This is a genomic window from Streptomyces sp. NPDC006552, assembly GCF_040611655.1.
Classification (GTDB): domain Bacteria; phylum Actinomycetota; class Actinomycetes; order Streptomycetales; family Streptomycetaceae; genus Streptomyces.
The window spans coordinates 25,465-47,240 of record NZ_JBEXOS010000045.1; the positions used below are offsets into that span (position 1 = coordinate 25,465).

Below are 21,776 nucleotides of genomic sequence, written 5' to 3' on the forward strand. Positions count from 1 at the left end.
TGGGCACCCCCCTGTCCCCTGACCCGGTAGGGCAGCGCTCCGCACGCATGCCCGTGGGCGCCCGTGTCCGTCGGTGGCGTGGAAGGATGAACTGATGGAGACAGGGCTGGTGTTCGGAGAGGAATTGCGGGCCGCGCTGGGATCACCCCGGCGCGTTCGCAGGCTGGACAGCAGCCCTCGCTCGCGGGTGTGGCGCGTGGAACTGCCGGGGAGGACGGCCGTGGCGAAACAGGCCGTCGACGGGCCCGATGCCGACGAACGGTACGACCGCGAAGTGGCTGCCCTACGGGTGGCCGCACGAGCCGAGACGACGGTGGTGCCCGCGCTGCTCGCCACCGACCCGGGCGCGCGGATGCTGGTCCTGGAGCACGTGGATCACCGGCGTCCGCCCCGCGACTGGATCGTCGACTACGCGGCCGCGCTGGCACGTCTGCATGCGACCGGGCGGCCCGGGGATGTGGGAGTGCTCCCCCGATGGCAGGGGCCGGTCCGGGCCGACATCGACTCCTTCCTCGGGTTGACCGAGGCGCTCGGAGTTCCCGCCACGCCTGGCGTCTCCGACGAACTCGGGGCCCTCGTGGACCGGCTCGCCCAGGCGCCCGGTCACGCCCTTCTCCACGGGGATCCCTGTCCGGGGAACGACCTCCACACCGCCGCGGGGGTCAGGTTCATCGACTTCGAGCAGGCCTCCCTGGGCAGCGGCTTGATGGAACTCGCCTACCTGCGCATCGGTTTCCCGACCTGCTGGTGTGTCACCTCGGCATCGGCGCCGCTGCTCGAACGCGCCGAGCAGGCGTACCGCACTGCGTGGCGCGACATCACCGGTGACGAGATCCCGGACGGGCTCACGGACGCCTGTACCGGCTGGCTGCTCCGCGGCGACGCGTTGGTCGAGCGGGCCCACCGCGCGAGCCAGGACCACCTGGCCAGGATTGCGGACCAGGACTGGAAGTGGGGCACCGCGACAGCCCGTCAGCGGCTCCTTCACCGGCTGGCTGTCGTCAGCGAATTGACCACGGCCCACGCCGATCTCGACGCTGTGAGCGGGCTGACTCGCGCCATGCACCAGCGGATGCTGGCGCGCTGGCCCGCGCTGCGGCCGGTCCCGACGCGGCGACCGTAGCCCCCGGCCGCGGGCCACCTGGACACCCGTCGGAAGCGGTACTACGACGGACAGTTCACCTGAGCCGCCGCCCTGGCGTCGAAAGTCGGCAAGAAGTGCGTACGCCACGGCCGGAGTTGGTGGCGACCGACGGTGTGCGTACCACAGGCCAGCCTCCGCCCGCCCCGTTCTGGGAGCGCCCTGACCCCGTACGGCAACAACCGCCCCGCCCCGTCGCCCGTACCTCACCCCGCTCACCGTCGGTCAGGCCGATGCCCTCGCCGCCCATCTGGCCCGCCTCGGCCGCCCTCTCCCCGGTGTGGCCGCCGACCACGACACCGCCACCGCCTTCGCCACCGCCTGGGCGCGTCATACGGGTACGACGCCGAGACTGGACGTACGGGAGCGCCTGTACCGCCTGGGCACACTCCATCCGCCCGAGCCGTTCCCGGCGGGTCGGAGCCGAGTCGCGGGCGAGCAGGGCCGTGCTCTACTCCTGCGCTGGCACCGCGAGTTCGTCACCGCCGTTCGTGGATCCGACTCCGCCGACAACGGCTCGTGGGTGGACACCCGCATCGCTCAAGGGCGCCTCACGTCGTGAGAGACCCCGGACGGTACCCCTGCTTCCACGGCGGGCGTGACTCCGATGGTCGCCGGTCAGGTGCGGGTCACTCCCGTCTACACCCCGGCTCGTCTCCGCGGCCACGGTTACGCGGGCGCCGCGACGGCCGAGGTGAGCAGAGGTCTGAACCGGTTGGAGCGGGGCGGGGCGGGCCCCAGGGCCACCCACGCGCGGGCTGCGGCAGACTTGCCGCATGGACGCAGGACTTGCCGCGCTGGTCGGCACCGTGGTCGGCTCGCTCGGCACCCTGGGTGCGGCGGTCGCGACCGGACGAGTCCAGGCGCGGGCACAGCACGAGCAGTGGCGCCGTCAGCACCGTCGCGACGCGTACGCCCGCTACTTGAGCGCCCTCCACGACCGCGACATCGCCCTGGACTCCGTCCGCGACGCGCTGGGCCGCGACGAGCCCGTGCCGGCCGACGTCGACGAGAAGGCCGCCGCCTTCGTCGCGCTGGCCCGCGAGGTGCACCGCGCCACCGAGGTCGTCATCCTGGAAGGACCGGCCTCGTTCACGGCCGTCACCGAGCGCGTCACACACGCCTCGCAGGACCTCTCCCGCATCGTGCGGCAGATGATCGGCGATGCGCGCGCGGGCGACACCACCCGCAAAGCGGCTGCTACCGCCGCGGCCGTCCGACGCGAGCACGTCCTCTACCAGGCCATCAAGGACTTCCGCCGCGCCGCCCGCGACGTCGTGGGCAACAGCACCTGAGACCGGGCCCTTCGCCACCTGCGAGGCACTCTTCCCGCGAGGCACGCCCTGGGCTCAACAACCCGTGTCATAGATCACGTTGGCGTAACAGACTTCGTCCGAGCGCGCCGCCGGCCCTCTCCTCCCCGCGACTTGGAGACCTCCGTGACGACACCCTCCCCCCGCCCTCGTATCGACACGAGCCAGGCGCACCCCGCGCGGGTCTACGACTGGCTGCTCGGCGGCAAGGACAACTACCCCGTCGACGAGGCCGTGGGGGAGAGACTGCCGCCCGAGGTGCGGAGCGGCGCGCTGCAGAACCGCGCCTTCATGAACCGGGCCGTCGCGCACCTCGCCCGGCTGGGCGTCGACCAGTTCCTCGACATCGGCACCGGTATACCCACGGAGCCCAATCTGCACCAGATCGTGCAGCGCATCGCGCCGGCCGCGAAGGTCGTCTACGCCGACAACGACCCCATCGTGCTCCGTCATGCGCAAGCCCTCCTGGTCAGCAACCCCGACGGCAGGACCGACTACATCCAGGCCGACGTACGCGAGCCCGGGGTGATCCTCGAACACGCCCGCACCGTCCTCGACTTCAGCCGTCCGATCGCGCTCTCGCTGATCGCGCTGCTGCACTTCGTCGCCGACGAGGACGACCCGTACGGGATCGTCGCCACACTGATCGCGGCGCTGCCACCCGGTAGCTATGTGGTGTTCTCCCACGCCGCCAGCGACATCTTCCCGGAGATCGCCGAGCAGGCGACGGAGCAGTACGCGAGGAGCGGCATGACGCTGGCTCTGCGCTCCCGCAAGGAGGTCGCTCGCTTCCTGGAGGGGACGGAAGCCGTCGAGCCCGGGTTGGTGACGGCCCCCGAGTGGTTCCACGGGGAGCCGGTGCAGCCGGAGCCGAGCGGGATGTACGCGGTGGTGGCGCGGGTGTCCTGACGCGGCGCGCACCCGCGAGGCGCGCTTCCTGCAACGTTTCCCGGTTGCGGCAGGCGATGGTCCAGTCGGCTGTCCGGACGACGGCGGGAGTGTTCGGGGTGACCCCCACGGTCGGGAGGGCGGCCATGGGGGCTCACGCGGTGGTGACGTCAGCCGCAGGTGATGATCAACGAGGTCACCACGGTGCATGTGCGGGTGGCGGTGTCGTTCGCGGGCTGGGGGTCGACCGGGGTGCCCGCACTGCGCGTCACGGTGACGGTGTAGGGCAGCCCCAGGGTGAGTGTGCCGACGGGAACCCGGAACGTACGGGTCGTGCCGGCACCGGGCGCGAGAGTTCCTACGGTGCAGACGACGCGGCCGCTGGTGGTGGTGCAGGCGCTGCTGGTGGCGGTCATCGGCGCGGGGAGCGTGGCGGTGACGGTGGCCGAACTCAGGGTGGCGGGGCCGTGGTTGGTGAGGGTGACGGTGTAGTCGATGTGCCCGTTGAGCAGCCCGGGGACCCCCTTGGCCGCCAAGGTCACCCCCAGGTCGGCCGCGGGCGCGGGGACGAAGGCGATCCCGCTCGGCCGGCTGCCCACGGTGAACGTGGCGGCGACCGTGCTGGTGGCGGTGGAGATCACCCTCACCGTGTTGCCCCTTGCGTCGGTTACGTAGGCGCGGCTCCCGGCCGGATCGAAGGCCACGCCCTCCGGTCCGCCGCCGGCCGGGACGGTGGCGGTGACGCTGCCGGTGGCGGTGTCGATCACCGAGACGGTGTCGCTGCCGTTGTTGGTGACGTAGCTGAGTCTCCCGTCCGGGGAGAAGGTCACCGCGTGCGGGGCGACTCCGACCGGGATGGTCGATGTCATCGTGCCGGTCGCGGTGTTGATCACCGCGAGGGAGGCGCCGTTGACGAGTGTGGCGTAGGCCAGGGTGCCGGAGGGGTTGAAGGCGACCCCGTAGGAGTGGGCGGGCAGCGGTATGGAGGTGACAGTGCCGGTCGCGGTACTGATCACGCGCAGAGCGTTGCCGTCGCTGTCGTCGGTGACGTAGATCTGCGATCCCGAGGGGTTCACCGCCAGGGCGACGGGCCGCCCGCCGACGGTGATGGTGTCCGTGACGGCGCGGGTGGCGGCGCTGATCACGGAGACGGTCCCGTCGCCGGGGTGGGTGACGTAGATCCGGGCGTCGTCCGGAGCGACGGCCACCGCGTAGGGAATTGGCCCGGCCTGGATGGTGGCGGTCACCTCCGAAGTGGCCGTGTCGATCACGGAGACGGTGCCGTCGTCCGTGTTCGTGACGTACGCGAGGGTGCCGGACGCGTTGACGGCCACACCGTAGGGGGTGGAGCCCACCTTGATGCCGGACGTGGTGGTGTTGCTGCTGCTGTCGACCGACGAGACGCTGCCGTCACCGCTGTTGACGACGTAGAGCGTCGGCCCACCCGGGACGGCGGCTGCGGCACCGGCGGCGGGCAGACCGGACATGGCGGCGGCCGCCAGCACCAGGCTCGCCGCCAGCATGCCGACACGGCGACCGGGTCCGGCCCTGCGCGGCGAACGGTTCCCTGACGTGAGGAACATTGACATCCCCTCCCCTGCGTCCCGCACCACGACGGCGGGGACCGGAAGGCCCCAGGAACCGGCGGTGGCACCGTCACACGGTCCCACCACCACGGGCCCCTGACCACCTGCCGTCCTCCGTCAGATCGTGCAACTTCAGGGCGCCCGGCAGGCGTCCGGGGCGTCGGTGACCAGCGTGGCCAGGTCGCAGTAGGCCGCGCGGGGGAAGTACTCCCCCATCACCGCGGCCGTCCCCGCCGCGTCGCTGCCCGCCGGGACACGCTGGATCGCCTGGCGGAAGCCCGCCGTGGCCCCCATGGTGCGCAGGATCAGCAGGTGCTTGCCGGTGGGCGTGACCGTGTAGGCCTCGCCCGGGCGGGTGCGGTGCTGGTACGGGTTGCGGCTGCCGGGGTCGGGACGGATCTGGTGGTCGGTCAGGGCGGAGGGGGCGCCGTCGGGGCCGGTGACGCTGCCGCGCGTCGCGTCGTAGGTGGCGAGGGAGGTGTAACGGGCGTCGGCGTAACGGCCGTTGAGCTGGATGGAGAGGCCCTTTTGCGCCGTGTAGTGCAGGAGCCAGTACGGGGCGTTGGTGTCCGGGTAGGCGACGTTGGACGTCCGGTAGCCCAGCGGTTCCCAGGCGCAGTCGGGGGTGTCGGGGCGCGCGGAGCGAGAGCGGCGGTGAGGAGAGGTGTCTTACAGCGCTTCATGGCTGTCCTTCCGGCTGTGGCCGGCCGGTCGAGGCGCGACCGGCCACGGGGGCGGGGATACGGGGTGCGAGCGGGTGCTGCGGTCGGCCGTTGGCGGTGTCCGGCAGGGGACGGTCAGGCCGTGGCCGGGGTGTCGTCGCCGGTCAGCCATGTTCCGGCGGCGGTGAGCAGGTGGCGCACGCCGGCGGCGACGGCGTGCCGGTCGGACGGGGCGTAGTACGGGGAGTGGTTCATGACGGTGCCGGGCGGGAGAGCGCCGCGTTCCAGGGACGCGACCGCGTCGGCGTCGAAGTCCGCGGGGTCGGCGCCGCCGAAGTGGTAGAAGACCGACGGGCAGCCGGCCGCGGTCGCGAACGTGCCGAAGTCCTCGCTGGCCGCGAGCGGCATGGCGAGCGCGTGGGTCAGCACGCCCGCGTCCGTCAGGCCGGACAGGAGGCGGTCGGTGGCGGGCGGGTCGTTGACGAGCAGGGGGAAGGAGTCGTAGGTCTCGATCTCCGGTGCCTGGCGGGCGCCCTGGGCCTCCGCCTCCGCGAGGATGATCCGCCGGATGCCGGCCAAGGCGTCCGCGCGCGCTTGTTCGTCGTACGTGCGCAGGCTGCAGAGCAGTTCGGCGGTGTGCGGGATGACGTTCGGGACCGTGCCCGCGTGCACCGCCCCCACCGTCAGGAGGGTGGCGGGGTTCAGCGCGGCCTGCCGGGCGGAGAACGTCTGGAGCCGCAGCACCACCGCGGCGGCCATGACGATCGGGTCGACGGCGAAGTGCGGGGTGGAGGCGTGCGCGCCCGCGCCGTGCAGGGTGACCCGCACGCTGTCGGCCGCCGCCATGACGGCGCCCGGCCGGGTGATCACGAGGCCGGCGGGCAGCGGTCCCACGTGCTGGCCGAGCACCACGTCGGGGCGCGGGAAGCGGTCGAGGACGCCGTCGTCGAGCATCGCGCGGGCGCCGCGGCCCACCTCCTCCGCCGGCTGGAAGACGGCGACCACGGTGCCGCGCCAGGCGGTGGGCCGCGCGGCGAGCTGCTGGCAGACCCCCAGCAGCGCGGCGACGTGCACGTCATGGCCGCAGGCGTGCATGAGGCCCGGTTCGACGGATGCGTAGGGCAGCCCGGTCTGCTCGGTGACCGGCAGACCGTCCATGTCCGCGCGGAGCCAGACGACGGGGCCGGCACCGCCGCGCAGGACGGCCACCACGCCGGTGCCGCCGACCCGTTCGGTGATCTCCCAGCCGCCGATGCGGCGCAGTTCGCGGACGACGGTGGCCGCGGTGCGGTGTTCCTGGAAGGCCGGTTCGGGGTGGGTGTGCAGGTCGCGGTAGACGTCTTCCCAGTGCGGCAGCCGTTCCGTCAGGTCGTGGGTCGGACCGAACTCGTCCGGCGCGGCGTCAGGGTCGGTGCGGGGCTGCGGACGCGTCATGGTCGTCCTCCTTGTCTGTGTGCGGGTGGGGGTTCGTGTGCGTGTCCGGGTGCAGGCCGGTGAGGACGCGGTGGAGCCGTGCCAGGAACGGGGGCGAGGTCTGCGGCACCCAGAGCACCGCCGCGACGGCCAGCGCCGGGCCGATGGCCAGCGCCCAGAAGGCGACCTTGTACGAGGCGGCGTCCACGAGGTGTCCGAAGGCGACCGGCACGATGATCCCGGCGAGCTGGCCGCCGAGGAGGATGACGGCGGAGGCGGCGCCCGTCAGGCCCGGCGGGAGGCTGCGCAGCGGTACCGAGAAACAGGGCATGTAACACAGCCCCACGACACCGCTGATGAGCGTGCCGACCACCACGAACTGCGCCGTGTTCCCGGTGAGCGGCAGCAGGACGAGCAGGGCCGCCGCGGCCACCATGGCGGGGACGACGATGCGGCGCGGGCGCCCCTCCAAGCGGTCGGACAGCTTGCCGCCGGCGACGGCCGCGACCGCGGCGACGAGTGTCGGCCCGAGGGCCACGAGGCCGGCGTCCCCCACGGCGAGGCCCCGTTCTTCCATCAGGAAGGACGCGCTCCAGCTGTTCAGACCCCAGATGACGATGTCGTAGGCGAAGAACATCACCGCGAACCCCAGGATCACCGGCGAGCGCATCAGCGCGACAGCCGCGCCCTTCGCCGGTTTCACGGGTGGCCCGGTCTGCTGCTCCGGCAGGGCGGCGGGCATCCAGCGGCGGACCGCGAGCACCACCAGGAAGCCCAGCAGGGACACCGTCGCGAACATCACTCGCCAGTCCCACCGCGCGAGCAGCATCGCGCCGAGCACCGCCGCCAGGAGGGCGCCGACCGCGTTGGAGCTCTGGATCCATCCGTTGGCCGTCAGCCGCTCCTCGGGACGGCTGCGCCGGCTGAGCGCGCCGATGGCCGCCGCGGGGAACAGCCCCTGCGCCGCACCGAACAGGGCGCGGAAGGCCAGCAGGACGGCAAAGGACCACGCGATCGCCGTGAGACCGGTGAACACCGACCACAGGACGAGCGCCAGGCAGATCATCCGGACCCCGCCGGCCCGGCCGGCGAGGAGGCCGCCGGGGATCTGCGCCAGCGCGTAGGTGACGAAGAACGCGGACAGGACGAGGCCACGCTCACCGTGGGTCAGAGCGAAGGTCTCGCCGATCTCCGGCAAGGCCAGATTGATGACCTGGCGGTCGAGATAGTCGACGGCCCAGGCGACGAACAGCAGGACCACCGTGGTCCGCGTGGTTCTGTGCACAAGAGTCCTCCCGGTCGGTGAGGTGGTGCGGGGTGCGGTGTGGCTTGGCGGTCACCCTGCACCGCACGTCGCTCGCGGCGGCCGCATCGCAGGAATCCGGCGCCGGGGCGGGCCGAACGCCGGAAACCGTCCGGGCCGGTTCGGTCCGGCGACGGTCGGTGGGCGCCGGTCTGTCTGCGGGACGATCTTCAAATCGCCTTCCGGGGCTGCCAGGATGAGCCCCGTGTCCCCCACCGGCCTCGTGCCCCCGCCGCCGCACCGCCCCCGTCCCACCCCGTCGGGAGCCATGAGTGCCTCAGGCGAACTGGACGAACTGGACCTCGCCTTGATCGAGTCGCTGCAACTCCGACCGCGCGCGTCCTGGGCCCGGATCGGCTCGGTCATCGGCATCGACGCCACCACGGCGGCCCGCCGCTGGCGCCGCCTCCACGAGAGCGGCATGGCCTGGATGACCGCCTACCCGGCGCAGCACGCCTCGGTGATCAGCTACGTCGACCTCGCCTGCGCGCCGGACTCCCTCGAAGCGCTGACCCGGCGCATCGGGTCCTGGGGACCGGTCTTCAGCCTCGAACGCACCACCGGGGAGCACCAGTTGTTCCTCGGGGTGGCCGCCCGTGACCTGCCCGCTCTGGACGACTTCGTCTCCCGGCGCCTCGGCGGTCTGCCGGGGGTGCGTTCGGTACGGTCCAGTATCTGCACCCAGGTCCACCGGGAAGGCAGCGGCTGGCTGGTCCACACCCTGAACGAGCGCCAGCGCGCCCACCTGGCCGACGGGGACCGGCACGGCCGGGCGCAGACCAAGGCCGGCCCGTTCGAGAGCGATCGCAGGCTGCTGCACGCGCTCGGTGCGGACGGCCGGCGCGGCCACGCGGAGCTGGCGCGCGACTGCGGGCTGAGCGACACGACGGTCCGCCGGCGGCTGCGGCGGATGATCGGCAACGGTGAGGTCTACTTCCGGTGCGACCTCACTCAGCAGCTCGCCGGGTGGCCTGTCATCGCGACTTTCCGGGTCGCGGCCCCGGGGCCCGGCGCGGATGCCGTGGCGCGCTCCCTGGCGGCGCTCCCGGAGACCCGGCTGTGCTCCTCGGTCACGGGACCGGACAATCTGCTGCTCTCGGTCTGGCTGCGGTCCCACGCCGACTGCCCCGCCCTGGAGGAACGCATCCTGCGCCGCCATCCCGGCCTGCGGATCAGCGAACGCAGCATCACGCTGTACAGCGCCAAGCGTATGGGCCGCCTCCTGGACCGCCGGGGCCGGGCGATCGGACACGTACCCCTCACCGCGGCGCCCGAGGACCCGGCGGGGACCTGCGGATTCGAGGGCGGGGCTCCTCCGCCGTGCACGCGCCCCGACATATGACGTGCGGCCGGGGGGCGGTCAGGATGTGCGGCGGTCGTCGATGCGGACGGCGAGGTGGGGCCAGGATGCGGTGAGCCGGGTCAGTTCGTCGGCGGGCAGGGTGAGGGCCCCGCGCAGGGGCCCGGCAGCCGGGAGGAAGTGCACGGTGGTCCCGGTCGTGCCGTCCTCCGCGAGCGGCTCCAGGCCGGTGGCCGGCACCCCGTGTTCGTAGCGCCGGCGCCACGATCCGTTGTGCCGGCGGTTGGTGTGGACGAGCCACGTGCTGAGGGCGGTGACGGTGGACATGCCCCGCCGGGGGTGGGAGTCGGGGAGGAGCGGCGGGGCGGGGGCGTCGAAGAAGCGGAGGTCCTTCGTCGCCGCCACCGGCTTCTGCACGGGGTGGCCGTGCTCGTCGAACCGGGTGTCGGTGCCCCGCCCGTCGTCGGCCACGGCGACGGACCCGTCCGGGTGGAGGATGATGCGGCAGTGGCCGCCGCCGCCGCACTCGGCCTCGTCGGCGGCGTACGCGACGGCCTCCAGGATCAGGTGCCGGACGCCGCCCGGGGCATAGTGGGCCGGGTTCTGGCGGATGTGCTCCACGTGGCCGAGGTCGACGGTGCCGGCCCAGTCGTGGGTCGTGTTGCGCCAGGCAGCCCGTGAGGTGTCCATGCGGCAAGTATGCGGGCGGCGTGAGAGCATCTGCGGCGCCACAGGGTCGGGCCGCGCCGGCAAACCACTCGGCACGCCGCCCGCCGTGAACTAGCCTCCCTGCCCATGGCACCTGCTCCCGGTCTTCCGCCGCGCCTCGGCGCCCTGGCCTTCCACGGACCGCTCTCCGAGGCCCGCGCCGCGCGCATCGTGGCGCGGCTCGCCGCCGCCTCGCCCGCCACCGTCCTCGATATCGGCTGCGGCTGGGGCGAACTGCTGCTCCGCGTGCTGGAAGCCGTGCCGGGTGCGACGGGTGTCGGCCTCGACATCAACGCCGAGGATCTGGCCAGGGGCCGCGACCTCGCCCGGGAACGCGGGCTGGCCGGGCGGGTCGAGTTCGCCGAGGAGTCGGCCCTCGGCACGGCGCGCGGGCCCGTCGATGCCGTGCTCTGCCTCGGGGCCGGCCAGGCGCTGTGCGACCCCGGCCAGCCCTACGATCCCGGCGTCGTCCTGCGTGAACTGCGCCGCCTGGTCCGGCCAGGCGGCCGCGTCGTCCTGGGTGAGGGGTTCTGGGAGCGCGCCCCGGCGGTGGAGGAACTCGCGTCCATGTGGCCCGGGGCGCGGGCCGACGACCATCTGCGGCTCGGGCCGCTCGTCGACCTCGCGGTGGGGGCGGGCTTCCGGCCGGTCTGGACCGAGTCGGCGGGGCGTGCGGAGTGGGAGGAGTTCGAGTCCGGCTACCGCCACGACACGGAGGTCTGGCTCGCCACGAACCCGGACCATCCGCTCGCCGCCGAGACCCGCGCACGTGTCGACCGGCAGCGGACGTCCTGGCTGGACGGCTACCGCGACGTCCTCGGCATCGCGTATCTGACCCTCGTACCGGTCGCCGGCACCTGAGCCGGCGGGCGCGGACGCCCGCCGGGGCAGGTGAGCGAAGGCCGGGGAGGGCCGGTGTCAGCCGTCGTTCTCGGCCGACGGGATGAAGGCGCCCGGTACCTCCTTCGGGGGTGTCGACGATCCGGCCGGTCTGCGAGAAGGTGCACACACACGGAACGGGTGGCAATTGGAGTGCCAAGGACCGCGCACCCGTCCGGAGAGTGGTCCTGCGGCGTCCGCTGCCGGGTGAGATCCGCGGTGCGGAAGGGGAGTCCGGGGGGGTCGCCGCCGGGCCCGGCACCTCGGCCGAGAGCCCGCGGAACTACCCCACCGGACCCGCCCCGGCATGCGGCGCCGCAACCCTCACTGTGTCTCCGTCGCGCTCCGCGCCGACCCCTGCACCGCGTCCTTCGCGAGCCGGACCGCCGTGTAGAGGCTCAGACCGGGCTCGCTCCGGCGCAGGATCTTGATCGCCTGGACCGAGTCGGCGGGGCCCTCGTGGCCCGCCGCCGCGAGGCGGGCACGCACCCACTCCCCGCGCAGTTCGGCGTCCTCGCGCGCGGCCGCCTCGGCGACGAGGGCGGCCGCCCTCTCCAGGCCGGGCCGCTCCGCGTCGGACGCCGAGCGCAGCGCGGTCCGCAGGGCATCGGTGATCCGGTCGGTGTCGCGCAGGACGAGGACGTTCAGCTCACGGCTCGACTTCTTGATCATTCCGCCATGATGCCGGATCCTTCCGTCCGGCCGCCGCCGGGTCGAGCAGCCTCAGAGGTCGGCGTCCCGGCCGGGCCCGGCGTCCGGGGCGCCGGACGGACCGGCCCCGGCCGGCGCCTGCGCGCGCATGAGGTCGCGCACACATCCGCGCAGCCAGGCGTGGGCCGGATCCGCGTCGTGGCGCGGATGCCAGGCGAGGCCGATCGGCAGCGGCGGCAGATCCAGCGGGACAGGGAACGTGACGAGGCCGAGCGCGTCGGTCATCGGCAGACACCAGGAGCCGACCAGTCCGACGAGGTCCGTCTCGCGCAGGAAGAACAGCGACGAGGGGAACGAGCCGACGCTGCCCACCACCCGGCGCCGCAGCCCGAGTCCGGCGAGCGCCTCGTCGACCGGACCGTGCAGCTTCCCCCGCCGCGAGACGGTGAGGTGCTCGGCCTCCTCGGCGAACCGACGCGCCGTCAACTCGCCGTGCAGCAACGGGTGTCCAGCGCGTACGGCGCCCAGCATCCGGTCCACGGAGAGCGGTTCGATCCGCACCTCGGGCGCGGTCGCGTCGATGACACCGACCTCAAGGTCGGCCGTACCCTCCCGCAGCACCGGCGCGTCCAGGTGGCTCTCACCGAGGAAGCGGAGCCGGATGCCCGGCGCCTCGGCCGCGGCCCGGGAGAGTAACGGCGGGCCTAGGAGCGCGGCGAGCGAATCACTTCCGTGGACGGTGAACGTCCGGGTGAGGGACCGCAGATCCTCCGCCCCGCGGGCCGCGAACAGCGCCCGGGCCCGCTCCACCACGACCCCGACCTCGGCCCGGAGCGACAGCGCGTACGGCGTCGGCACCATCTGCCGGCCGGCGCGTACCAGGAGCGGGTCGCCGAGTGCTCTGCGGGCCCGGCCGAGGGTGCGGCTCATCGCGGGTTCGGACAGATGGAGGCGGCGGGCCGCGCCGCGCACGCTCTGCTCCTCCAGCAGCACGTCGAGCGCGACGAGGAGATTCAGGTCGAGGCCGCCCGTCACGGACGGCGAAGCCGCAGCTCCGGTACCGGATTGCGCCATACACAATCATCCCCTGCACACATTGCACTGGAAAGCAGACGAGTGCCGACCCTACGTTGGACGGGCATCCCCCACCACCGCCAAAAGCTCCCTGGAGGAGCCATGTCCTCGCCTGCCCACATCACGTCCGCGCCCCCGGCCCGGGAGGCGGCCGCGCCCCGCCTGGGGCGCCTCACCCTGTTCACGGTCTGCGCCTGCGTCATGGTCGCGCAGAGCATGGTCGCCGCGGTCAACCTCCTCATCCCGCAGCTGAGTTCATCGGCCCTGCGTCCGACCGCGACGCAGCTGATGTGGACGGTCGACGCATACGTCATCGCGTTCGCGGGCCTGCTGATCCCGGCGGGCGCCGCGGCCGACCGCCACGGCCGCAAGGGTGCGCTGCTGACCGGGCTCGCACTCTTCGCGGCGGGCGCGGCGAGCAGCGCACTCGCCGCGACGCCGGAGATGCTCATCGCGGGCCGCGCGGTCTGCGGGACCGGCGCCGCGCTGATCACCCCGGCGACCATGTCGATCCTCGTCCACCTGGCCGGCGAGACGAAGCGCCGCGCCCGGGCCATGACCGCGTGGACCCTGGCGCTCGGCCTCGGCGGCGCGCTCGGCAACCTGGGCGGGGGGCTCGCGGGTGAGTTCCTGTCCTGGCGCGCCTTGTTCTGGGCGATGGTCCCGCTGGCGGCGCTGCTGGCCGGGGCGGTGGCACGCGTCGTCCCCCGCACGGAACGCGTGGACCGCGGCAGCCCGGACCCGCTCGGCACCCTTCTGGTCACGGCGGCCCTGGTCGCGATCCTCTTCGGCATCATCGAGGGCCCGGTGTACGGCTGGGTCTCGGCCCGTATCCTCGTCGCCTTCGGGCTCGGAGCGCTGCTGGCTGCGGCGTTCACCGCGCATGCCCGGCGCTCGCGGGCGCCGCTCTTCGACCCACGGGTCTTCCGCTCGGCGCGGCTGCGGGCGGCGACGCTCGGCCTCGCCGTGAGCTTCTTCGGCCTGTTCTCCCTCTTCTTCGTCAACTCCCAGTACCTGCAAGGCGTCAAGGGGTACGGCCCCGCACTCACCGGTGTCGCGATCATGCCGGTGACCGTGGGCATGGCGCTCGCGCCGAAGCTCGCCGCCAGGTGGCAGGCGCGGCCGCGTCCGGTGATCACGGCCGGCCTGGCGCTGATCGGTGCCGGTCTGCTCGGCACCTCGACGGCGGGCCCGCACACCCCGTACGGCGTCTACGTCCTGTGGCTGCTGGTCATCTCCTTCGGCACGGGCACCTGCATGCCGGCCCTGACCATCGGCGTCCTGACCTCGCTGCCGGCCCACCAGGCGGGCCTGGGCTCCGGCCTCGGCACGGCCTCCCGCGAACTGGGCGCGGCGCTCGGGGTCGCGGTCACCGGGACGGTGCTCTCCGGCGCCGGGCGGGACTTCGCCGCGGGCATGTCGTCGGCGCTGGTCCTGGTGGGCGCGCTGACCCTGCTCGCCACGGTGGCGGTCGCCGCCGGTTACCGGGAACGCGTCTGAATGGCGTTCGGTAGGCCCGTGGCGGCGCGCTGGGCGCTCTGGGACGCCCAGCGGTGCCAGTGGATGTCAGGGGGTGTCGGAGATCTGGTGGCCGCGGGGCGTGACGTGGAAGTCGAAGCCGAGGGTTCCCGGGTCGAGCGCCGTCGCCCCGCCGTCGACGGTGAGGACCGCTCCGTTCACGTACGAGGCCGCCGGGGAGAGCAGCCAGCCGATGGTCTCGGCGATCTCGCGCGGCTCGCCCGGCCTGCCCTGCGGCAGCAGCCTGGTGGCTTCTTCGTAGGCGGCCCCGGCGTCTCCCTCGCCCAGACCCGCGTCCGCGGCGAAGCGCGTCATGCGGCGGTCGGCCATCTCGGTCCGCACCCAGCCAGGGCAGACGACGTTGGACCGCACGCCCCGGCGCCCGTAGTCGACGGCGACGGAGCGGCACAGCTGGAGCAGGGCCGCCTTGGACGTGGCGTACGGCACGTTGCTCGTGCCGTTGCGCAGCGCGGAGACCGAGGCGACGCCGACCACCGCACCGCGCGACTCCAGCAGGTGCGGGACGGCTGCGCGAAGGAGCAGCAGGGGGCCCGTGACGTTGGTGCGCATCACCTCGTCCCAGTCGTCGAGCGACAGGTCACCGACGGCGCCCCCGCGCCCGATGCCCGCGTTGAGGACGACCCCGTCGATGCGTCCGTAGGCGGCCAGCGCCGCCTCGACGAGCGCGTCGGCGGCCTCCGGTTCGCCGACGTCGCAGGGGTGTGCGAGCACGCCGATCTCCCGCTCCAGGCGCCGCAACGGCTCGCTCCGCCGCCCGGCGGCCACCACGAAGTGACCCCCTTCACGCAGCAGCCGGGCCGTGGCCTCCCCGATGCCCGAACCTCCGCCGGTCACAAGGACAACTCGCTCGTCGACCACAGTCTCTTCTGGCTCCTTCCGCGTGACGGGACACCGAGAGCCTACGGCCCCGGGCCGGGTGGAGTGCGTGGTCCTCGGGGTCGGCGGGTGTCTGGTACATCTGTCGCTGTTGTCATGGACCGCGAAAGCGGCGGAAGAGCCCGCAGTCGCGGGCGAGGGGTGGGGACGGACGATGACGTATCGGCGTGCGCTGGGGCCGGCGCTGCTGGGAGCACTGTTGTTGGCCGGGCTCTTGTGGTGCGCGGGTTCCGCCGCCCACGCACTCGCTCTTCCGGGTGCCACAGCGTTCTTCGGCCCGGATGAGGCGAACCGGCTGAGAGCGATGACAGGTCCGTGGTCCACCGATCTGCCGTCCTCATCGCAGTTCACCGATCCGGCGGGCGCGGCCGGCTACGGCACGGACTACGCCGCGCTGCGGGAGACCGCCATGCGCGTGCGCTACGCCGCACTCGTCCTGCTGTTCCCCTGTGGCGCGCTGCCTCTGCTGCGGTGGCTGTCGGGCCGCGGCTTCCGGCACTCCGCGCTCTGCGCGGCCGCCCTGTGGGGGTGGGGCATCGTCGTGGCCATGCTCGCCGTCACCGTCTCCGCGCCGTGGACGGTCGCCTCGGGCGGCTCGGCGGGGTTCCGCCTGCTGCCCCGGCTGGCGGGCGCCATGGCGCAAGGCCGTGAACTGCCGGTGGCCGCCGCCCTGGTGGCCGCGGGAGCGGCCACCGCGGTCATGAGGGTGCTGCGGCGCGAGCCGGGCGCGGAGCCGCCCGTGGCCGCGCCCACGGCCGCCACCGCGCGGCTCGCGGCCACCGTGGGGACCGCGGTCGTCGCCTTCGCGGTCATCGTGTTCTCGAACGACCGGGTCGCCGGTCAGATCCAGACCGGAGTGCCTGGTGCCGGGCGCCTGTCCGACCCCGGTGACCTGCTGCGTCAGTGGATCCAGCTCGGCGCCTGGAGCATGCCCACCGGGTCCGCCCCGGGACGCTGGCTGCCGTACCGGGCCGGCGAGGTGGCCCTGCTCGCCGTGGTCTGGTGGGGGCTGCGGTTGCTGGTCGTCCGGCTGGAGCGCGTGACCTATCCTGCCTGCGCGCTCGGGGCCGTCGCCGTCACCACCCTCGGGGTCGAGGTGAACGAGCTGTGGCACTCCTTGCTCTCTTATCAATTCAGCACCGGTGGGCCGTTGTTGTACTACATCTCGATGGGCTCAGGAGTCTCGGCGGCGCTCGTCTTCGGCGTTCTGGCCGGGGGCGCGTGCGCGCTGACCGTGCGGCTGCGCAGTCAGGGGCAGCCGTCCGCACCCGCTGAGGCGGCGGCCCGACCAGCGTGACGCGGCAGGTTCGGGGCGGCATGCCGTCCGGCGGAAGAGGCGGGCACGGGGTGGGCTGGTTCGGTCGTCGCTGCTGATGGCTGTGGGCCCAGCGATGTCCCCTGCGACCGGGGTCACAAGGTCGCGGGCACGCGGCGCAGTGGACACTTCTTTGGAGCCGGGGATGCGGTGAGGGCCGGGGCGCGCCGCTCGTCGTACCGCGCCCCCGGCCCTCCAAGCCAAGCCCTTGCTGCGAACTGCCAGTCAGCTCAGCTTGTTCACCGCGGTGACCGTCGTCGCCTTGAAGGCGTCGAGCGGCGCGTTGGTGAAGTCACCCATCTCGCCCCACTTCACGACGGTGACGATGTTGCCGTCACGGCCGATGGAGAACAGGTTGATGTCGGTGGCGCCCCAGGTGGTCGTGGTGTTGATCCCGTAGACGTCGGCGCCGTCGCCGACCGCCAGCGGGCCGTAGAACCGCTCGGTGGCGGTCACGTCGGGGTCCTGCGTGACCAACTCGTGCGGGCAGTCGGACATGTGCCGGCGCAGCAGGGCCGCGAAGTCCTTGGCGCGCTCGACACTGCGCTCGACCACGGTCACCTGGAGCGCCCCCGTGTCGTAGTCGGTCCGGAAGACGCGGTGCATGGACGTCGACGGCAGGGCGTCGCCCACGCACATCGGCAGCGGGTCCGGCTGACCGGCGGTGACCGGGCCCGCGAACCACTCGGAACGCGGGTGCGGCGGCAGGTCGGACGGTGCGAGGAACTGCGGGTCGTCGGCGGCGGCCGCCGGGGTCGTCGCGGCGGCGGCGCCCGCCACGGCCGCCATCGCGGCCAGCGCCATCGTGCCCTTGCGCAGGTGTGCGTTCATTGTGGTCTTCCCCCATGTAGGTCGATGTTCACCCCGTACGACCCCCGACCCCGCGCATCCGTTGCCCCGGTTTCTGTCACAGGCCTGTCACCGTGCCCCGGTCGGACGGCGGCCCGGCGCCGCCGTCCGACCGGTGTGACGCACGCGTCGTACTAGATACGGGAGTTGCGCAGCGACTGCCACACGGCGCCGGCCAGCGCCCGGGTCGACCGGGGCACCGACAGGCCCTCGTGCTCGCGGTACAGCTCCCAGTTGTACGGGACGAGCGAGAGCTTGTTGGAGGACAGCGATCCGGCCTGGTGGGCCCGGTAGACCGCCAGGGGCTCGGCGAGACCGCGGGCGTCGGCGCCGTCGCGCATGATCGACAGCCACAGGGCATAGTCCTGGCGCTTGCGCATCTCCGGCATCAGCCGCGTGCCGAGGACGTTGCGGTCGTACATGGCGGTCAGGGCGCCGATGTAGTCCTTGACCAGCATCGCGCGGTAGTCCACGTGGGCGCGGGCGGGGATCACGCGTCCGTTCGGGACGAAGTCGGTGCTCTCTCCGGCGTAGTCGGCGTCCATTTTGAAGTACGACGTGAACGTCAGCGGGGCAGTGCCCTCCGCGGCGAACGCGAGTTGCCGCGCGGTCTTCTCCGGCAGCCACATGTCGTCACTGTCGAGAAAGGCCACGTAGTCCCCCTTGGCCCGCTCGATGGCGAGGTTGCGTGCCCGCCCGGCGCCGCCGCGCTCGGGCGCGGACTCGGGCCGGACCCGCTCGTCCTGGCGGGCGAACTCCCTCAGCAGCTCCATGGAGTCGTCGGAGGACTGGTCGTCGGTGACCAGCAGCTCCAGATCGCTGTGGGTCTGCGTGAGCACGGACCGGACCGCCGCACCGAGCGTGGCGGCGGAGTTGTACACGGGCATCACGACGCTCACCAGGGGCACAGCGCTTCTCCTTGTTCAAACCAGGCAGGACGATCCGTACGAACGGACACTGGGATCGTAGTCGGAGCCGCCGCGCGGGTTGTCGTCGCGGACCGCGGCCGCGGCCGGACGCCCCTGGAGAACGGAGGCGGCCCCTCCGGCCCGCGGCCATGATCCGGTGCGGCACGGGAACGGGGACCGCCGCCGGGATAGGTCCCGCGCCCCGCGGAACCAGGTGAACGGCCCCTGTCGTGTCCCCGAAGGGATGGTCTTCGGCCATGTCGGTGGCCCTGGGCCCGAAGAGGTCGGCAGAGTCTGCGGAGCGACCACACGCAGCTCACGGCCTCCCGGGCCTACTGAAGGGAAACCGGACATGAAGTACCGCACCCGTCTCACCGGCAGCCTCATCGCGGCCGCCACCCTCCTCGGCGTCGGCTTCGCGACGACCTCCACCGCGTCGGCCGCCGCATCGGCTCCGGCGGTCACCGCGGCAGCGGTCCAGGGCACGGCCCCGGCCTGCGTCAGGCGGGACGTCATCAAGCACAGGAAGTACGTGAAGGTCACCAACAACTGCGGCGAGGCGATGCACTTGAAGGTCGTCATCGACTGGGGCAACGACTCACCGTGTCTCACGTACCAGCCGGGCGAGCAGTGGGAGTGGAACTGGGGCCGCGGCTCCTACGGCAAGGTCGTCACCTGCTGAGCCGCCCAGCGCCCGGGGCCACGGCGCCACGGCCCTCGGAAGCGTGAGGAACCAAGAAGGGCGCTGAACCGGCCGGTGGCGGAGTCCGCGAAACGGGCCACCGGCCATCAACAGAGAAGCCGGACAACTCCCCACCCGGGGCGGTCAGGCTGTGTGTCGACCCGGGGCCGGAGTGCCTGGCGCGACAACGGGCGGCCGCCGCCCCTGGCGGGGGCGCGTGCGATCATCCGTGCATGGGCCGCGACCTGGAAGTAAGTGCTCTGGCGATCAATGTCACGATCCCGCAGGCGCTCCGCTGGACGGACACCCGACGCGGCGAAGCCTTCACACTGACCACCCTGAACGTCCGGCTCCTCCCGGACGGGCACCTCGCCGTGAAGGCCTACGGCCGACCGGTCGCCGGTGGTCGGGGCGGCTACGTATCGTTCCCCGTCCCCGAAGATCCCGCACTGGCTGCCCTGGTCTCGGACGCCGCCGGCCGTGCCGGAGCGTTGTGGGCCGCCCACCGTGGTCTCGGCTGATCCAAGGGGTGCCTGACGGCCGCGGCCGCTGTCGCTCTCGTCGAGAAAGCCGCGGGGCAGGTCTCCCCGGCGCCCACCACCATCGCTTCGGCGCCCTCCGGGCCGGGCACCGTACGGCCCACGGAGGGCGGCGCCACCGCGCGCGTCGTCGAAGCGACCGGCCCTGGTCAGGGCCGTACCGCTGGAGGTGTCCGGTGAACGGCATCCAGCTCGTCCTGCGCGCCCCGCACCCGGGGGAACGGCGACTGGCCGCGGACCTCGCCACTGTCGCCGAACGCCACCGCGCGGGTGGGCGTTGCGCCCCAGCGGCCGCCTCCGTCACCCCCCCCCCCCGCTGGAGCTGCCCGGGACGACGTCGGACCCGCGCCCGCCCGCTTGATAGGCAAGTCGCTACTTGCCTATGCTGGAGGGGTGACGGACGATGTCTTCAAGGCCCTGGCCGACCCCACGCGCCGGCGGATCCTCGACGAGCTGGCGGAGCGCGGCGGCCAGTCGCTGTTCGAGATATGCGCGCGGCTGGCGACCAAGCACGGCCTGGGCCTGTCCCGCCAGGCGATCAGCCAGCACCTCGCCGTGCTGGAGGCCGCCGATCTGGTCCGGGCGCGCCGCGAGGGGCGGTACAAGTTCCACGACCTGAACACCGAACCGCTTGAGACCGCCGTGAGCCGGTGGCTCAGGACCGAGGCACCCGGGAGCACTCCATGAGGATCAATCTGACCAGCGTCTTCGTCGACGACCAGGAGAAGGCGGCGCGCTTCTACACCGACATCCTGGGCTTCGTGACGAAGCACGACGTCCCCATGGGCACGGACCGGTGGCTGACCGTGGTCTCGCCCGAGGCCCCCGACGGCACCGAGCTGCTGCTCGAACCCTCCGGCCACCCCGCGGTGAAGCCGTACAAGGACGCGCTGGTCGCCGACGGCATTCCGGCGACCTCGTTCGCGGTGGACGACGTGCGGGCCGAGTTCGCCCGGCTGCGCGGTCTCGGCGTGCGCTTCACGCAGGAGCCGGCGGACATGGGCCCGGTCACCACGGCGGTGCTGGACGACACCTGCGGCAACCTGATCCAGATCGCCCAGTACCAGTAGGCGCGGCGTACCTCCGGGCCGCGCCCGACGGGCCGGGTGCGCGTGGAGAGCAGCCCCCTCCGTCCGCTCTCCACGCGCAGGCGCCCCCTCACCGGCCGGGCGCGGGAGGCGCCCCGCCGGTACGGGGACGGGAGCTGGGGCCGTGCCGTCATCGGCGCGACCCCAGCGGGCACAGGACAGTTCCTCCGTGTACGGGTACCTCGTGCGAGGCGAACGAAACGACGCGCGCGGAGCGTAACGGCCGCGCTACCGCACCATTCTGATGCCCTATCAGGAAAGATGCGCTCGTCCGCGGCGGGGAGCACTCCCTGGACCCGCAGCGGGCCCACGGTCCATGGTGGCCCGGACAGCTCGCGCCGCCGGTGTGCACTGCGCCCGTGTCACCGGCGCCGCACGGCGATCGCCCACGCCTCGAGCAATTCGGCGTACTCCCGTCGCTGTTCGTCGTCGAGAAATCCGCCGCTACGGATCATCAGGGCACGGATCCGCGCGTTCAGCTCCCCCGCCGACTGACCCCCCGTCGGTTGCTGCTGAGTCACCGACATGGCGCAGAACGTAACGCCAAGACCAAGCCTTGGGCAAAGCTCTGCTGCATATGCCGACGCGTACCGGCCGGAATCGCTCCCCTCCACTTCTGCCTCCTACGCCCCAATGCCCTCGCTCACGAACGAGTAGGACGAGGTCGCGGCCGTGCTGCCACCGCCGGGCGACCATGACGGCGCCCGTGCGGAACTTGGCCGAAGGGGATGCGTCCGGTGCCGCGCGGGTGGCCGTCCTACGACTCCGGCGCCGGTGAGTGATCGGATGCGCTCCAGGCAGTAGGTGAGCGCCCGCACGCTCAGGGAGAGGGGCCGTGCGCCGCCGCGGGGGCGCGTGCGAGGGGCCCGAGCGTTTGCCGACCAGGTCGGCCATGGCCTGCCGGTCGCGGGTGAGCACCGGGTGGACGAGCAGGTCGGCCGCGCGCAGTACCGGCTCGTCGACACCCAGGCGCACGGCCAGGTCGGGCGGCGGGCGGATCGAGATCACCGGCTGAACCCCGGCCGGGACCGGTCGCCTGCGCGTGGGTGGCCGTCCCGGCAC

The 21,776-nt window shown here is 73.0% G+C and carries 23 protein-coding genes and 1 pseudogene; 12 read left to right on the top strand and 12 right to left on the bottom strand.

Features of this window, described 5'->3' with window-relative positions; genetic code table 11:
• Positions 1-94: 94 nt before the first annotated feature.
• From ABZY33_RS24105 to ABZY33_RS24120, 4 genes are all read left to right on the top strand, one after another.
• The gene (locus ABZY33_RS24105) at positions 95-1,123 is read left to right on the top strand and encodes an aminoglycoside phosphotransferase family protein (RefSeq protein WP_356493718.1); all 1,029 of its coding nucleotides are present in this window, start codon (positions 95-97) and stop codon (positions 1,121-1,123) included.
• Between the two features lie 298 nt (positions 1,124-1,421).
• On the top strand, positions 1,422-1,703 hold the full coding sequence (locus ABZY33_RS24110) for a hypothetical protein (protein ID WP_356493719.1): 282 nt from the start codon (positions 1,422-1,424) through the stop codon (positions 1,701-1,703).
• A 214-nt stretch (positions 1,704-1,917) separates the two neighbouring features.
• Positions 1,918-2,436 carry a proline dehydrogenase gene (locus tag ABZY33_RS24115; protein ID WP_356493720.1) on the top strand — a complete coding sequence of 173 codons (519 nt, stop codon included), beginning with the start codon at positions 1,918-1,920 and terminating at the stop codon, positions 2,434-2,436.
• Positions 2,437-2,580: 144 nt separating this feature from the next.
• Complete coding sequence (locus tag ABZY33_RS24120; protein WP_356493721.1) at positions 2,581-3,363, top strand: SAM-dependent methyltransferase; 783 nt, start codon at positions 2,581-2,583, stop codon at positions 3,361-3,363.
• Positions 3,364-3,512: 149 nt separating this feature from the next.
• On the opposite strand, the gene ABZY33_RS24125 is transcribed toward ABZY33_RS24120, so the two are convergent.
• The 4 genes from ABZY33_RS24125 to ABZY33_RS24140 all read right to left on the bottom strand — a co-directional run bounded on the left by ABZY33_RS24125 (position 3,513) and on the right by ABZY33_RS24140 (position 8,288).
• A complete protein-coding gene (locus ABZY33_RS24125; protein ID WP_356493722.1) occupies positions 3,513-4,865 on the bottom strand; it encodes a beta-propeller fold lactonase family protein in 1,353 nt (450 codons plus the stop codon).
• Positions 4,866-5,060: 195 nt separating this feature from the next.
• Positions 5,061-5,222 (bottom strand): hypothetical protein, encoded by a 162-nt coding sequence (locus ABZY33_RS24130; RefSeq protein WP_356493723.1) that lies wholly within the window; start codon positions 5,220-5,222, stop codon positions 5,061-5,063.
• A gap of 503 nt (positions 5,223-5,725) precedes the next feature.
• Positions 5,726-7,024 carry an amidohydrolase gene (locus tag ABZY33_RS24135; protein WP_356493724.1) on the bottom strand — a complete coding sequence of 433 codons (1,299 nt, stop codon included), beginning with the start codon at positions 7,022-7,024 and terminating at the stop codon, positions 5,726-5,728.
• Positions 6,993-8,288 carry an MFS transporter gene (locus tag ABZY33_RS24140; protein WP_356493725.1) on the bottom strand — a complete coding sequence of 432 codons (1,296 nt, stop codon included), beginning with the start codon at positions 8,286-8,288 and terminating at the stop codon, positions 6,993-6,995. Before ABZY33_RS24140 ends, ABZY33_RS24135 begins: the two co-directional genes overlap by 32 nt.
• 286 nt (positions 8,289-8,574) lie before the next feature.
• Between ABZY33_RS24140 and ABZY33_RS24145 the strand changes: the two genes are divergently transcribed.
• Entirely contained in the window at positions 8,575-9,648 is a 1,074-nt protein-coding gene (locus ABZY33_RS24145; RefSeq protein WP_356493726.1) for an Lrp/AsnC family transcriptional regulator, read from the top strand.
• Positions 9,649-9,666: 18 nt separating this feature from the next.
• Here the strand turns inward: ABZY33_RS24145 and ABZY33_RS24150 are convergent, their stop codons facing one another.
• A complete protein-coding gene (locus ABZY33_RS24150; RefSeq protein ID WP_356493727.1) occupies positions 9,667-10,296 on the bottom strand; it encodes an ATP-binding protein in 630 nt (209 codons plus the stop codon).
• Between the two features lie 105 nt (positions 10,297-10,401).
• On the opposite strand from ABZY33_RS24150, the gene ABZY33_RS24155 reads away from it, so the two are divergent.
• The gene (locus ABZY33_RS24155) at positions 10,402-11,175 is read left to right on the top strand and encodes a class I SAM-dependent methyltransferase (RefSeq protein WP_356493728.1); all 774 of its coding nucleotides are present in this window, start codon (positions 10,402-10,404) and stop codon (positions 11,173-11,175) included.
• Positions 11,176-11,517: 342 nt separating this feature from the next.
• Here ABZY33_RS24155 and ABZY33_RS24160 read toward each other — a convergent pair whose 3' ends face one another.
• Both ABZY33_RS24160 and ABZY33_RS24165 read right to left on the bottom strand, forming a co-directional pair.
• Positions 11,518-11,865, bottom strand: a complete 348-nt coding sequence (locus ABZY33_RS24160; protein ID WP_356493729.1) for a hypothetical protein — start codon at positions 11,863-11,865, stop codon at positions 11,518-11,520.
• Between the two features lie 51 nt (positions 11,866-11,916).
• Positions 11,917-12,918: a LysR family transcriptional regulator gene (locus ABZY33_RS24165; protein ID WP_356493730.1), complete on the bottom strand. Its 1,002-nt coding sequence runs from the start codon at positions 12,916-12,918 to the stop codon at positions 11,917-11,919.
• 102 nt (positions 12,919-13,020) lie between these two features.
• Here ABZY33_RS24165 and ABZY33_RS24170 point away from each other — a divergent pair, with 102 nt between their 5' ends.
• Positions 13,021-14,418 carry an MFS transporter gene (locus ABZY33_RS24170; RefSeq protein WP_356493731.1) on the top strand — a complete coding sequence of 466 codons (1,398 nt, stop codon included), beginning with the start codon at positions 13,021-13,023 and terminating at the stop codon, positions 14,416-14,418.
• A 66-nt stretch (positions 14,419-14,484) separates the two neighbouring features.
• Here the strand turns inward: ABZY33_RS24170 and ABZY33_RS24175 are convergent, their stop codons facing one another.
• Positions 14,485-15,315, bottom strand: a complete 831-nt coding sequence (locus ABZY33_RS24175) for an SDR family oxidoreductase (protein ID WP_356493732.1) — start codon at positions 15,313-15,315, stop codon at positions 14,485-14,487.
• A gap of 322 nt (positions 15,316-15,637) precedes the next feature.
• On the opposite strand from ABZY33_RS24175, the gene ABZY33_RS24180 reads away from it, so the two are divergent.
• A complete protein-coding gene (locus ABZY33_RS24180; protein WP_356493733.1) occupies positions 15,638-16,630 on the top strand; it encodes a hypothetical protein in 993 nt (330 codons plus the stop codon).
• A 243-nt stretch (positions 16,631-16,873) separates the two neighbouring features.
• On the opposite strand, the gene ABZY33_RS24185 is transcribed toward ABZY33_RS24180, so the two are convergent.
• Entirely contained in the window at positions 16,874-17,479 is a 606-nt protein-coding gene (locus ABZY33_RS24185; RefSeq protein ID WP_356493734.1) for a hypothetical protein, read from the bottom strand.
• A 152-nt stretch (positions 17,480-17,631) separates the two neighbouring features.
• On the bottom strand, positions 17,632-18,405 hold the full coding sequence (locus ABZY33_RS24190; protein ID WP_356493735.1) for a glycosyltransferase family A protein: 774 nt from the start codon (positions 18,403-18,405) through the stop codon (positions 17,632-17,634).
• Positions 18,406-18,757: 352 nt separating this feature from the next.
• On the opposite strand from ABZY33_RS24190, the gene ABZY33_RS24195 reads away from it, so the two are divergent.
• From ABZY33_RS24195 to ABZY33_RS24210, 4 genes are all read left to right on the top strand, one after another.
• Complete coding sequence (locus ABZY33_RS24195; RefSeq protein ID WP_356493736.1) at positions 18,758-19,087, top strand: hypothetical protein; 330 nt, start codon at positions 18,758-18,760, stop codon at positions 19,085-19,087.
• 233 nt (positions 19,088-19,320) lie between these two features.
• On the top strand, positions 19,321-19,608 hold the full coding sequence (locus ABZY33_RS24200) for a hypothetical protein (protein WP_356493737.1): 288 nt from the start codon (positions 19,321-19,323) through the stop codon (positions 19,606-19,608).
• 411 nt (positions 19,609-20,019) lie between these two features.
• On the top strand, positions 20,020-20,313 hold the full coding sequence (locus tag ABZY33_RS24205; RefSeq protein WP_356493738.1) for a metalloregulator ArsR/SmtB family transcription factor: 294 nt from the start codon (positions 20,020-20,022) through the stop codon (positions 20,311-20,313).
• The gene (locus ABZY33_RS24210; RefSeq protein WP_356493739.1) at positions 20,310-20,696 is read left to right on the top strand and encodes a VOC family protein; all 387 of its coding nucleotides are present in this window, start codon (positions 20,310-20,312) and stop codon (positions 20,694-20,696) included. The genes ABZY33_RS24205 and ABZY33_RS24210 overlap by 4 nt, the downstream gene beginning before the upstream one ends.
• A gap of 380 nt (positions 20,697-21,076) precedes the next feature.
• On the opposite strand, the gene ABZY33_RS24215 is transcribed toward ABZY33_RS24210, so the two are convergent.
• Entirely contained in the window at positions 21,077-21,241 is a 165-nt protein-coding gene (locus ABZY33_RS24215) for a hypothetical protein (protein ID WP_356493740.1), read from the bottom strand.
• A 240-nt stretch (positions 21,242-21,481) separates the two neighbouring features.
• Positions 21,482-21,698: pseudogene (locus ABZY33_RS24220) on the bottom strand (PucR family transcriptional regulator); the annotation flags it as partial.
• Positions 21,699-21,776 lie beyond the last annotated feature (78 nt).

Bases quoted from the DNA above. Each gene is read 5' to 3' on its own strand.
- ABZY33_RS24105 (WP_356493718.1), top strand. From the start codon at position 95: ATGGAGACAGGGCTGGTGTTCGGAGAGGAATTGCGGGCCGCGCTGGGA.
- ABZY33_RS24115 (WP_356493720.1), top strand. From the start codon at position 1,918: ATGGACGCAGGACTTGCCGCGCTGGTCGGCACCGTGGTCGGCTCGCTC.
- ABZY33_RS24125 (WP_356493722.1), bottom strand. From the start codon at position 4,865: ATGCTGGCGGCGAGCCTGGTGCTGGCGGCCGCCGCCATGTCCGGTCTG.
- ABZY33_RS24130 (WP_356493723.1), bottom strand. From the start codon at position 5,222: ATGGGGGCCACGGCGGGCTTCCGCCAGGCGATCCAGCGTGTCCCGGCG.
- ABZY33_RS24135 (WP_356493724.1), bottom strand. From the start codon at position 7,024: ATGACGCGTCCGCAGCCCCGCACCGACCCTGACGCCGCGCCGGACGAG.
- ABZY33_RS24145 (WP_356493726.1), top strand. From the start codon at position 8,575: ATGAGTGCCTCAGGCGAACTGGACGAACTGGACCTCGCCTTGATCGAG.
- ABZY33_RS24150 (WP_356493727.1), bottom strand. From the start codon at position 10,296: ATGGACACCTCACGGGCTGCCTGGCGCAACACGACCCACGACTGGGCC.
- ABZY33_RS24155 (WP_356493728.1), top strand. From the start codon at position 10,402: ATGGCACCTGCTCCCGGTCTTCCGCCGCGCCTCGGCGCCCTGGCCTTC.
- ABZY33_RS24160 (WP_356493729.1), bottom strand. From the start codon at position 11,865: ATGATCAAGAAGTCGAGCCGTGAGCTGAACGTCCTCGTCCTGCGCGAC.
- ABZY33_RS24165 (WP_356493730.1), bottom strand. From the start codon at position 12,918: ATGGCGCAATCCGGTACCGGAGCTGCGGCTTCGCCGTCCGTGACGGGC.
- ABZY33_RS24170 (WP_356493731.1), top strand. From the start codon at position 13,021: ATGTCCTCGCCTGCCCACATCACGTCCGCGCCCCCGGCCCGGGAGGCG.
- ABZY33_RS24180 (WP_356493733.1), top strand. From the start codon at position 15,638: ATGACAGGTCCGTGGTCCACCGATCTGCCGTCCTCATCGCAGTTCACC.
- ABZY33_RS24185 (WP_356493734.1), bottom strand. From the start codon at position 17,479: ATGAACGCACACCTGCGCAAGGGCACGATGGCGCTGGCCGCGATGGCG.
- ABZY33_RS24195 (WP_356493736.1), top strand. From the start codon at position 18,758: ATGAAGTACCGCACCCGTCTCACCGGCAGCCTCATCGCGGCCGCCACC.
- ABZY33_RS24200 (WP_356493737.1), top strand. From the start codon at position 19,321: ATGGGCCGCGACCTGGAAGTAAGTGCTCTGGCGATCAATGTCACGATC.
- ABZY33_RS24210 (WP_356493739.1), top strand. From the start codon at position 20,310: ATGAGGATCAATCTGACCAGCGTCTTCGTCGACGACCAGGAGAAGGCG.
- ABZY33_RS24215 (WP_356493740.1), bottom strand. From the start codon at position 21,241: ATGTCGGTGACTCAGCAGCAACCGACGGGGGGTCAGTCGGCGGGGGAG.